This is a genomic window from Denitrificimonas caeni DSM 24390, from assembly GCF_000421765.1.
GTDB classification, from domain to species: Bacteria; Pseudomonadota; Gammaproteobacteria; order Pseudomonadales; family Pseudomonadaceae; genus Denitrificimonas; species Denitrificimonas caeni.
The window spans coordinates 157544-169337 of record NZ_ATXQ01000004.1 but is presented as its reverse complement, the minus strand read 5'-3'; the positions used below and the strand labels follow the sequence as shown (position 1 = coordinate 169337).

Sequence of the window (11794 nt, the reverse complement as noted above, 5' to 3'; positions counted from 1 at the left end):
TTATGACCTTCGTTGTCACTGATAACTGCGTTAAATGCAAGTACACCGACTGCGTAGAAGTCTGCCCTGTAGACTGTTTCTATGAAGGCCCAAACTTTCTGGTTATTCATCCAGACGAGTGCATTGACTGCGCACTGTGTGAGCCTGAGTGCCCTGCTGAAGCGATTTTTGCAGAGGATGAAGTGCCTGATGACATGCAAGAATATACTGAGTTGAATAAAGACTTAGCAGATATTTGGCCAAACATCAGCGAGAAGAAAGATCCTCTGCCCGATGCAGAAGAGTGGGATGGCGTAGCAGATAAGTTGCAATATTTAGAGCGCTAAGCTTCGCTCGCTGATCGAGTTAATCACTGGGTCACACTGCTTGATCGACGCATCAAAAAACCCGTATCCGCCAATCTGTGCGGATACGGGTTTTTTATTATGACTGTACTTCGTGCGCTTGCTGGTCAGCATGATAAGAAGAACGCACCAAAGGACCAGATGCGACATTCTTAAAGCCCATTTTCAGGCCTTCCTCGGCAAACCAAGCAAACACATCAGGGTGCACGTAGCGCTGTACTGGCATGTGGTCACGCGATGGCTGCAAATACTGGCCGAGGGTCAGCATGTCAATATCATGCTCGCGCATGCGCTTCATCACTTCAATCACTTCTTCATCGGTCTCACCAAGCCCCAACATCAAGCCTGACTTGGTCGGCACGCCAGGTACCAACTGCTTAAAACGCTCAAGCAAATCTAACGACCATTCAAAATCAGAACCCGGACGTGCAGCTTTATACAAGCGCGGTACGGTTTCTAGGTTGTGATTGAACACATCTGGCGGCTCAGTCGCAGTAATTTCTAAAGCGATATCCATGCGACCACGATAGTCCGGCACTAAGGTTTCGAGCTGAACATGGGGTGACAGTGCACGAATTTCACGTAAGCAATCAGCAAAGTGTTGGGCACCGCCATCGCGCAAGTCATCGCGATCCACCGAGGTAATCACTACATATTTAAGCTTCATATCGGCAATCGCGACCGCTAAGCTGCGCGGCTCATTCTCATCCAAGGGATTAGGACGGCCATGGCCAACATCACAAAATGGACAGCGACGGGTGCAGATATCACCCATAATCATAAAGGTCGCAGTGCCACTGGAGAAACATTCGCCTAAGTTTGGACACGACGCTTCTTCGCAAACACTGTGTAACTTGTGCTTACGCAAAGTCTGTTTAATGCTTTCAACCTTAGGCGAGACAGGCACGCGTACGCGAATCCAATCGGGTTTACGCAGAACATCAATGGTCGGAATAATTTTTACAGGGATACGCGCTAACTTCTCTGCACCGCGCAACTTAACACCCATTTCAACTTTAGCGGGTTTAGCGCTGACTGGAGCCTCTTGATTACTCATAGCATTCAATCCCATCGGTAAGGGTTATGTATTCACTGAACTTCAGGTGTGAGACGAGCGTATCCCGCAGGCGGACACTAACTTCTGTCATGTCCACAGGCTGCTGCGTCTCTTCACGCAATTGGGTCATGTGCAAGCCTGCGTAACCACAGGGGTTAATTCGCTGAAACGGCTGCAAATCCATATCAACATTCAAGGCCAAGCCATGAAAAGAACAGCCGCGACGAATGCGCAGGCCCAATGAAGCAATTTTTTTATCGCCAACATAGACACCGGGAGCATCAGGTTTGGCTTGCGCGGCAATATCATACTGAGCCAATAGATCAATTAAGCTGTTTTCAATGCTCGTGACCAAGTCGCGTACGCCTTGGCCTGCGCGGCGCACATCCACCAAGACATAAGCCACTAACTGGCCTGGACCATGGTAAGTCACCTGTCCACCGCGATCGACTTGAACAACCGGGATGTCGCCAGCGGCTAACACATGCTCTGCTTTACCTGCCTGCCCTTGGGTAAAAACACGCGGGTGTTCAAGCAGCCATATTTCGTCCGCAGTATCGGCGCCACGGTTTTGGGTAAAGTGCTGCATGGCGTGCCAAGTTGGCTCGTAGGCTACACAGCCTAAATGCCGAACCACAACAGACCTAGACATTAGAGCACCATGCGCACTATGCCCGTCTCGCGTAAATCACTGTTGATTTTTTCCAGTTGCTCAATACTTTGTGCATGAATGTGCACTTGCACCGACAAAAAGCGGCCATTGCTACTGTCGCGTCGGGTAATTGCGGCTGGATCGGTTTCTGGCGCGTGACGCTGCACTACTTCAAGGACGATATCAACAAAAGCCTCGCAACTGTCACCAATAATTTTAATTGGATAATTCGCGCAAGGAAATTCAATTTTAGGTGGTTGTTGCACTGTGTCTTCAGTCATCTCAACTCCGAGCTTTTGGCTCTTTTAGCAGAAGGCTTGGATAAAACCGTCTATGCATATACCTGTGTTCATACTTAGGCTTGCAAGTACTCGAGTGTGCACTGCAAACCTAGTTTGAACAATTAAGCTTTAGTTAAATAAGCTGTAAAAAAACATACGAATGGAATCGATGATGCGGCTGAAAAAGCCACCTTCTTCAACGTCTTGCAAAGCGACGAGATCGGCTGTGTGCAAAACCTCATTACCCAAACGCACTTCCACCACACCAAGGCGATCGCCCTTCTTAACCGGAGCAACTACGCTTTCATCAAGCACCATGGTGGCCGCCATTTTCTGCAGCTGGCCACGTGGCAAGGTTAAAGTTAAATCATCGGCCAAACCAACCTTCACTTTGTCTTCCTGACCTTTCCAAACTTTACTGTCTGCCAGTTCTACGCCTTTTTTATAGAAGGTTTTAGTTTCAAAAAAGCGAAAACCATAGGTCAATAATTTCTGCGTTTCCGCCGCACGGGCAGCTTCACTGGTCGTACCAAACACCACAGAAATCAAACGCATATCATCGCGCACCGCAGAAGCGACTAAGCAATAGCCGGCCTCATCAGTGTGTCCCGTTTTTAAACCATCAACGGTTTTGTCGCGCCACAGCAGTAAGTTACGGTTCGGCTGCTTGATGCCATTCCAAAGGAACTCTTTCTGCGCATAAATCGCATAATGCTCTGGATCTTCATAAATAATCGCACGCGCCAACTTGGCCATATCGTGGGCTGACGAGTAATGCTCTTCCGACGGCAAACCTGTGGCATTCATAAAATGCGTATTGTCGAGATGTAAGCGCGTTGCAGCAGTATTCATCATGCTTGAGAAAGCTTCTTCACTGCCGGCAATGTGTTCCGCTAAAGCAACACTAGCGTCATTACCCGACTGAATAATAATACCGTGCAGTAAGTCATCGACAGAGACTTGCTTGCCAACATCAATAAACATCCGTGAACCACCGGTGCGCCAAGCTTTTTCGCTGACGGTCACTAAGTCTTGTTCAGCAATTTGTCCACGCTTCATTTCAACTGTAGCAATATAGGCGGTCATCAATTTAGTTAAGCTGGCTGGCGGCAAACGCTCATCACCATTGTGCTCAACCAAAATATTGCCGCTGGCAGCATCCATCAACACATAAGACTTAGCAGCCAACTCTGGCATGGCCGGAATCACCGTGGGCGCAGTTGCTGCTGTGGGTGTCGGTGTTGGTGTCGGAGCGGCGTTGCTATAACTGGCAACACAAGCGACAGCGCTGAAACAAAAGGTTTGTAATAATTGACTGATTTTCATACCACTCTCAAATTTTTAAAAATAAATGGATGCGTCCATTCACGGTATTCATACGCTACTTGAGTAAAAGCTAAAGCACTGTGCTTAAACCCTTACTCAGCTGAGACTAAAGCGGCCTGCCCTAAGTTCGCTAAACGCACGCGATCTTTTAAGTTTTCAGCCTCGTTCTGATTCGGTACCGGCCCCATGCGCACGCGATGGAGTACTTGCTGGTTGCGCACCACTGAATTGATAAACACCGGCGCACTGGTCAGCGTACTCAGCTTGTCCCTCAGCAGTTGCGCAGCGTCGGGATTGGCGAAGGCTCCGACTTGGAGATATAGGCCATCTGCTGGTAAAAAAGCGTTTTTTTTTGAGTCAATCTCTACTGGCAGTAATGCGCCAGCATGCTGCTCAAGCGGCGGCGTATAGGCTTCTGGCTCTTGCGGCAAAGATGGCAAGCTCAAAGGTTTAGCATTGGCCACCGGATAAGCGGCGCCAGCCATTGGCACTTTTTGTCCATGTGCAGCCCACCATTCATGCGGATCAATACCCTCAACGCTGACACGCGCGACACCTTTTTCGGCATAACCCAGCTTTTTTGCTGCCGCAAACGACAAATCAATAATACGGTCAGAATAAAACGGACCACGGTCATTGACACGTAATGTCACGCTGCGACCGTTCTCTAAGTTAGTGACTTTAACGTAACTGGGTAACGGTAGAGTTTTATGCGCTGCGGTCATACCGTATAAATCGAAAGTCTCACCATTAGCCGTATCACGACCATGAAACTTCGTGCCATACCAAGAAGCAGTACCGGTCACTTTATAGTTACGAGCGTCTTGAATAGGGAAATAGCGACTGCCACGCACAGTGTAAGGTGCGGCTTTAAAGCTGCCTTGATGCGGCATTGGCACAGCATCTGGAATGCGCGAGACATCAACTGACCACCAAGGCGCACCATCGCTACCTGGTTGTTTGAAATCGCTTGGACCGCTGATCGAGCCATTGCGAATCACCGGCTGCGGCTGTGGACCTTTAGGACTGCTCGAAGAACAGCTAATCAAGGCCACGCCGACAGCAGCTGCAATCAAAACTTGCGCACTGTGTTTAAACATTGTTAATCCTTACGTGCGGCGACTAATAACTCAGCCAGCTCATTAACGGCCATGGCATACATCACGCTGCGATTATAGCGCGTTATAGCATGAAAATTCGCCAAACCGATCCAATATTCATTACCTTGCTCAGCTTCTAAACGGAAAGCCGTGACTTTTTGCTTGGCATCTAAAGCTGAACGTGGCGTCCAGCCTAACTTTTGCAGTTGCTTGACAGTGATTTTTGGATCCAAACTGTCGGATAAACCTTTTTCGGCAACCGCTACCGCTTTTAAATCCGCACGCACAACAACCGGCTGCCCTGGCTTCCAACCATGTTTAATAAAGTAGTTGGCGACGCTGCCCACCGCATCGGTGGGGTTCTGCCATATATCAATATGGCCATCGTGATCAAAATCAACTGCGTAGGCTCGAAAACTACCAGGCATAAACTGTGGCAAGCCCATGGCTCCGGCGTAAGATCCTTTAAGACTTAAGGGATCCACTTGCTCCTCGCGGGTTAGCAGTAAGTACTCTTTAAGTTGCTGGCGAAAGAAAGGCGCTCGCGGCGGATAATCAAAAGCCAAGGTTGATAAGGCATCAATCACCCGATAGCTGCCGGTGTTGCCGCCATAAATGGTCTCGACGCCGATAATGGCGACAATAAACTCAGCCGGCACACCGTATTCTTGTTCAGCGCGCTGTAAGGCTTCTTGATTTTTCGCCCAAAACTCTAGGCCTTTATCCACACGTGCTTGAGTAATAAAAATCGGACGGTAGTCTTTCCACTGCTTAACTCGCTCTGCAGGACGGGAAATGGCGTCTAAAATGACTTGTTTACGCTCAGCATCAGTAAAAATCGCCTGCAGAGGCTCAGGCAGAAAACCAAACTCGGTGCTCATTTCTTCGATAAAGGGTGCAGTCAGCGGATGCTGTGCATAACTATTTTCTTTTGCATAGACAGATGCAGTCGCTAGGGCTAAACCTAAGCACGCCACTAATTTTTTGCTTCGAAACAGCGCAGTTTGCATGTAAAACCCTTACGATTGTGCAATCCACTTACGGTGCGTATGGATCGCCATTAAAATACCAAACCCAGACAAGAGGGTAACCAAAGAAGTTCCGCCGTAACTGATAAAGGGCAGCGGTACACCAACAACTGGCAGCAGACCACTGACCATCCCCACATTAACAAACACGTAAATAAAGAATGTCAGGGTTATCGAGCCAGCTAACAGCTTACCGAAGACTGTTTGTGCTTGCAGAGTAATCACCAATGCACGGGCGATCAATAGCAAATACACCAGCAACAATAAACAAATGCCGACCAAACCAAACTCTTCGCCTAATACGGCAATAATAAAGTCAGTATGGCTTTCCGGTAAAAAATCCAAATGTGATTGTGTTCCGAGTAGCCAGCCTTTGCCATATACACCGCCCGAACCAATTGCTGCTTTTGACTGGATAATATTCCAGCCACTGCCCAACGGATCACTTTCTGGGTTTAAGAAGGTCAAGACCCGTTGCTTTTGATATTGATGCATCACGAACATCCACATCCCAAAGGCAATCGGCACAACCGCAGCAACCGCACTCAGAATCCAGCGCCAACGCAAGCCACCTAAAAACAACACAAAAACCGCAGAAACCAAAACCAACAGCGCCGTACCAAGGTCAGGTTGACGCGCAATCAATACAAAAGGCACCGCAATCAGCACACAACTGATCAGAATATGTTTGAAGGTGGGTGGCAAGTTATGCCGTGCCAAATACCAAGCTAAGGTCATGGGCACAAACACTTTCATCAACTCTGCGGGCTGAAAACGTATGACTCCAGGAATATTAATCCAGCGTGTTGCGCCCATCGCGTTGTGACCCATCACATCAACGACCACCAATAGAGCCACGCCAATTAAATACATCAGCGCTGACCAACTGGCCATAAAGCGTGGCTCAAGTTGCGCCACCACCACCATAACCAGTAAACCCACGCCAAATGATGAAGCCTGTTTTATCAATAAACCTTGATCTCGGCCGCCAGCTGAATACAGTACAAATAAGCCAATCACACCAAGAATCAACAGTAAAAAAAGTAACCAGCCATCAATATGGATGCGCTGCAAGAACGATGCTCTGCGGCGTAAGACATCACCATCGGATAAGGCTCGATCAAAACCGCGATTCATCGTTTCACTCCTACCGGCAACACGCTGTCAGCGGGACGGTATTGGCTTTTTAAGAGACCCTCTTCGTCCAGCAGCCAAGCATCTAGTACTTGTTTCGCCACCGGCGCTGCGACACCGGAACCCGACTCGCCATTCTCAACCATCACAGCAACTGCAATTTGCGGCTTTTCAGCCGGGGCATAGGCAATAAATAATGCATGATCACGGTGGCGTTCTTGAGTTTTCTCACGGTTATAACGCTCGCCCTGCTTGATCGCCACCACTTGTGCGGTGCCACTTTTACCGGCAATGCGGTAGGCAGCAGCATCACCCACTTTACGAGCAGTACCACGTGCGCCATGCAATACATGCTCCATTCCCAAGCGCGCAGGCTCCCACGCTTTCTGATCACGCAAAACGATGTCTGCAGGCGGGTCAGTATCAACAGGCTGCACGCCGCCCACACTGCGCGCGAGGTGTGGACGTATCCACTTACCTCTAGAAGCCATTAGTGCGGTGGACTGAGCCAGCTGCAGGGGCGTTGTCTGCATATAGCCTTGACCGATACCCAGAATTAAAGTCTCTCCCGGATACCAAGATTGGCGATAACGGTTACGCTTCCAATCACGCGACGGCATCAATCCTGCAGTCTCTTCGAACATATCGAGGGAAACGCGCTGACCAAAGCCAAAGCGGCTCATATAATCATGTAAACGATCAATGCCTAGCTTGTGTGCTAAGTCATAAAAATAGGTGTCGTTAGAGCGCGCCAATGCTAAATCCAAATCCACCCAACCATCACCATAACGGTTCCAGTTGCGGTACTTGTGTTTATTATTAGGCAGCTGATAAAAGCCTGGGTCAAATACACGCGTACTGGGCGTAATCACCCCAGCATCTAAACCAGCAATCGCCACCATCGGTTTGATGGTCGAGCCCGGCGGGTAAAGCCCACGCAGCACTCGGTTAAACAGTGGCTGATCAAGTGAGTCACGCAACTCACCGTAGGCTTTAAAACTTATACCGGTCACAAAGGGGTTAGGATCAAAACTGGGCTGACTGACCATTGCCAAGACCTCACCGGTGTTGGGCTCAATCGCCACAATGGCTCCACGCCGACCATCCAACGCTGCCTCTGCTGCTTCTTGCAAAGCGATGTCTAGGGTCAGATAAATATCTTCCCCAGAAATAGGTTCTACGCGCTTTAATACACGCAGGACACGCCCGCGCGCATTGGTTTCAACCTCTTCATAGCCAACCTGACCATGCAGCTCATCTTCATAAAACCGCTCGATACCGGTTTTACCAATATGGTGGGTACCGCTGTAATTCACAGCATCAAGTTTTTTCAGCTCACCTTCATTAATCCGCCCGACATAGCCTACAGAGTGAGCAAAATGCTCTTTTTGCGGGTAATAGCGCACTAAACTGGCCGCTACTTCAACGCCCGGCAAGCGAAACTGATTCACCGCGACGCGGGCAATTTGCTCTTCCGTCAACTCAAACATCACCGGCACAGGCTCAAATGGTCGGCGCCCTTGACGAATCCGCTTCTCAAACAATTCACGACTGTCCGCATCAAGCTCTAAGACCTCAATAATGGAGTCCAGAACTGTTTCCCAATCACCAGCACGCTCGCGGGTCAAAGTTAGGCTAAAGCTGGCACGGTTATCAGCAACCACGACACCATTACGATCGTAAATCATACCTCGCGTGGGCGGCAGCGATTGCACATGGATGCGGTTATTTTCAGCTAAAGTTGAGTGATGCTCAAATTGCACCACTTGCAAGTAGTACATGCGAGACACTAGCAACAGGGTTAAAAGAATAACCGCAACAGCGCCGACGAGTAACCGTCCACGAATCAGTCGCGTATCAACTTCATGGTCTTTTAACCGAATAGGAGCTGGCATACCCGTCCACTATTTATGATATGGATGACCATTAAGCACAGTCCATGCACGATAAATCTGCTCACCGAGGAGAATTCGTACCAATGGGTGCGGTAGTGTCAGGGGCGACAATGACCAACGTTGCTCACTACGCTCACACACTTGTGGCGCTAAGCCTTCAGGACCGCCAACCATTAGATTCACATTGCGTGCTTCTAAACGCCAGCGCTCAAGCTCTTGGGCTAATTGCTCGGTGCTCCAAGGTTTGCCGTGCACTTCCAGAGTGACAATACGCTCCCCCGGTTGCACTTTCGCCAACATTGCATCACCTTCTTGGCGAATCAACCTTTGTACATCGGCGTTTTTCCCACGCGTGCTCAAAGGAATCTCCACCAGCTCTAGAGGCAGCTCACTGGGCAGACGCTTAGCATATTCGTGCCAACCGTCCTCAACCCAACGCGGCATCTTTGAACCTACAGCAATTAAGCGAATACGCACTTACTCAGCGCCTTGCTCATTGTGTTGTGCACGGCTTTGCTCAGCGCCCTGCCAAAGACGCTCTAAGTCATAATGCTCACGGGTTTCAACTTGCATGACGTGAACCACCACATCATTTAAGTCAATTAAGGCCCACTCGCCACCGTCCAAACCTTCACTACCAACAGGTCGAACGCCATTTTCTTTCGCTTTGTCGATAACGTTTTCTGCCAATGCCTTAACCTGACGCGCTGAACCGCCTGAAGCGATAATCATAAAGTCAGTGATACTGGTTTTACCACGTACATCAATGGTGACGATGTCTTTGGCTTTAACTTCTTCTAAAGCAGCCGTCACTATTTTAACAAGTTGTTCATTTTGCATTGGGTATCTAGCCTCAAAAGCTCATGACTCTTGATAGAGTCGGTGAGCGTAAATATATTTAAAAACAGTATCTGGTACCAAATACCGTACGCAACGTTGTGTTGCTAATAAATGTCTAATTTGTGTTGCTGAAACAGCCAACGGTGTTTGCCATACAAAGGCGATTTGACCACTAGGGCCGTGTAAAGTTTGCGGACCGCTCACGCTTTTGGCAGCCACTAAATCGCGTAGGACTTGTGGCGCTTCAATATCTGCATCAGGACGCTGCAAGACTAAAATATGACAATAATCTAATAGCTCGCTCCAGCGATGCCAGTTGGGCAAGCCGCAAAATGCATCCCAACCTAAAATCAGTAACAATTGATCCTGCTCATCGAGTTCAGCACGCAATGATAACAAGGTATCAATGCTCCATGACGGTTTATCACGACGTAACTCGCGATCATCGACACTGAGCATTTCAACATCCGCTACTGCCAGCTGCACCATTTCTAAGCGCTGCTGAGCACTGACTTGCGGAGTGTCTCTGTGTGGCGGCCGGGCACTAGGAATCAACAGCAGCTTATCGAGTGCATAACTTTCGGCAACCTCCAAGGCGCTGCGCAAATGCCCGATATGCACCGGATCAAAAGTACCGCCAAGCATACCAATTCGCTTAGCCACGCACGTGTCCGTCACCAAACACCACATACTTTTCACTGGTTAAGCCGAGTAAACCGACAGGACCACGAGCATGCAGCTTATCAGTGGAAATACCAATCTCCGCGCCCAACCCATATTCAAAACCATCGGCAAAGCGGGTTGAGGCATTAATCATCACTGAGCTGGAGTCTACTTCGGTTAAGAATCGACGTGCATCAGTGAAGTTTTCTGTGACAATGCTATCGGTATGTTGAGAACCGTAGGTATTGATGTGTTCAATCGCCTCTTCAAGCGATGCGACAATACGAATCGCTAGAATCGGTGCATTGTACTCGGCTGCCCAATCTTCTGCAGTAACTGGCTTAACTCGTCCAACAAATAAAGCGCAGGTTTTCTCACAGCCACGCAATTCAACCTTTTTAGCCTCATAAATATCAAACAGCGGACGCAATACAGCGTCGACTTGCGACTCATGTACTAAAAGGGTTTCCATTGCATTGCAGGGTGCATAACGCTGAGTTTTCGAGTTATCGGCAATACGAATTGCTTTTTCTGCATCAGCGGCCTGATCGACATACACATGGCACACTCCATCTAAATGCTTAATCACCGGCACCTTTGCATCACGACTGATACGCTCAATTAAGCCTTTACCACCACGCGGGACAATCACGTCTACGTATTTAGGCATGGTGATTAATGCGCCGACTGCAGCACGGTCAGTGGTTTCCACCACTTGTACTGCTGTTGCCGGGAAACCAGCTTCTGCCAAGCCTTCATTTAAGCACTTAGCAATCGCTTGGTTGGAATGAATCGCTTCAGAACCGCCACGTAAAATCGTTGCGTTACCTGACTTAATACATAAGCTAGCCGCTTCCACTGTTACGTTAGGACGTGACTCATAAATGATGCCAATCACACCTAGCGGCACGCGCATCTTACCGACTTGGATCCCTGACGGCACAAAGTGCATATCACGGATCTCGCCGATTGGATCAGGCAGTGCAGCCACTTGCTTGAGGCCTTCAATCATCTCATCAATGCGCTTGGAGCTTAAAGCCAGACGATCAAGCATGGCATCGTCTAAGCCATTGGCGCGGCCGGCCTGCATATCCAACTCATTCGCCGCTAATAAAGCATCACGGGATTTATCTAAAGCAACAGCTGTGGCTAATAAAGCCTGATTTTTTTGCGCAGTACTGGCTCTTGCCAACACACGCGAAGCCTCACGCGCAGACTCGCCAAGGCGCTGCATGTAGTCAACAACAAGTTCGGTCATAGCATCAAACCAAAGTCAAAAGTTAAATAGGTCTGGATTATAGCGATGTCGCAGTACAAACGCACAGATAGTTTAAAAATGGACAAAAACGCTCAATCAACTGCGCTCAACTAAAACATCAAGTGAGCCAGTCAGCTGGTCTTATAGCCACTGCATAAATTTTACGCGGCTTTATAACTTTCACATCATTAATTAAGCATTGGCAGTGACGATAAG

The 11794-nt window shown here is 48.8% G+C and carries 13 protein-coding genes; 1 reads left to right on the top strand and 12 read right to left on the bottom strand.

Annotation, left to right across the window (positions count from 1 at the left end; all coding sequences use genetic code 11):
- Positions 1-2 precede the first annotated feature (2 nt).
- Entirely contained in the window at positions 3-326 is a 324-nt protein-coding gene (fdxA, locus tag H591_RS0107780) for a ferredoxin FdxA (RefSeq protein WP_022966389.1), read from the top strand.
- Between the two features lie 97 nt (positions 327-423).
- On the opposite strand, the gene lipA is transcribed toward fdxA, so the two are convergent.
- The 12 genes from lipA to H591_RS0107720 form a co-directional block, all read right to left on the bottom strand.
- Positions 424-1401, bottom strand: a complete 978-nt coding sequence (gene lipA / locus H591_RS0107775; protein ID WP_022966388.1) for a lipoyl synthase — start codon at positions 1399-1401, stop codon at positions 424-426.
- Positions 1394-2053 (bottom strand): lipoyl(octanoyl) transferase LipB, encoded by a 660-nt coding sequence (gene lipB, locus H591_RS0107770; RefSeq protein WP_022966387.1) that lies wholly within the window; start codon positions 2051-2053, stop codon positions 1394-1396. The genes lipA and lipB overlap by 8 nt, the downstream gene beginning before the upstream one ends.
- Positions 2053-2334: a DUF493 domain-containing protein gene (locus H591_RS0107765; protein ID WP_022966386.1), complete on the bottom strand. Its 282-nt coding sequence runs from the start codon at positions 2332-2334 to the stop codon at positions 2053-2055. The genes lipB and H591_RS0107765 overlap by 1 nt, the downstream gene beginning before the upstream one ends.
- Positions 2335-2463: 129 nt before the next feature.
- On the bottom strand, positions 2464-3660 hold the full coding sequence (locus tag H591_RS0107760) for a D-alanyl-D-alanine carboxypeptidase family protein (RefSeq protein WP_022966385.1): 1197 nt from the start codon (positions 3658-3660) through the stop codon (positions 2464-2466).
- Positions 3661-3752: 92 nt separating this feature from the next.
- A complete protein-coding gene (locus tag H591_RS0107755; RefSeq protein ID WP_022966384.1) occupies positions 3753-4760 on the bottom strand; it encodes a septal ring lytic transglycosylase RlpA family protein in 1008 nt (335 codons plus the stop codon).
- Between the two features lie 2 nt (positions 4761-4762).
- The gene (gene mltB, locus H591_RS0107750; RefSeq protein ID WP_022966383.1) at positions 4763-5770 is read right to left on the bottom strand and encodes a lytic murein transglycosylase B; all 1008 of its coding nucleotides are present in this window, start codon (positions 5768-5770) and stop codon (positions 4763-4765) included.
- 9 nt (positions 5771-5779) lie between these two features.
- Positions 5780-6925 (bottom strand): rod shape-determining protein RodA, encoded by a 1146-nt coding sequence (gene rodA / locus H591_RS0107745; protein ID WP_022966382.1) that lies wholly within the window; start codon positions 6923-6925, stop codon positions 5780-5782.
- Positions 6922-8817: a penicillin-binding protein 2 gene (gene mrdA, locus H591_RS0107740; protein WP_022966381.1), complete on the bottom strand. Its 1896-nt coding sequence runs from the start codon at positions 8815-8817 to the stop codon at positions 6922-6924. The genes rodA and mrdA overlap by 4 nt, the downstream gene beginning before the upstream one ends.
- A 9-nt stretch (positions 8818-8826) precedes the next feature.
- Positions 8827-9294, bottom strand: coding sequence for a 23S rRNA (pseudouridine(1915)-N(3))-methyltransferase RlmH (gene rlmH, locus H591_RS0107735; RefSeq protein WP_022966380.1), 468 nt, complete (start codon positions 9292-9294; stop codon positions 8827-8829).
- Positions 9295-9657, bottom strand: coding sequence for a ribosome silencing factor (gene rsfS, locus H591_RS0107730; RefSeq protein WP_022966379.1), 363 nt, complete (start codon positions 9655-9657; stop codon positions 9295-9297). It lies immediately after the preceding gene.
- 21 nt (positions 9658-9678) lie between these two features.
- Positions 9679-10320 carry a nicotinate-nucleotide adenylyltransferase gene (gene nadD / locus H591_RS0107725; protein WP_022966378.1) on the bottom strand — a complete coding sequence of 214 codons (642 nt, stop codon included), beginning with the start codon at positions 10318-10320 and terminating at the stop codon, positions 9679-9681.
- Complete coding sequence (locus tag H591_RS0107720) at positions 10313-11578, bottom strand: glutamate-5-semialdehyde dehydrogenase (protein ID WP_022966377.1); 1266 nt, start codon at positions 11576-11578, stop codon at positions 10313-10315. The genes nadD and H591_RS0107720 overlap by 8 nt, the downstream gene beginning before the upstream one ends.
- Positions 11579-11794: the final 216 nt, after the last annotated feature.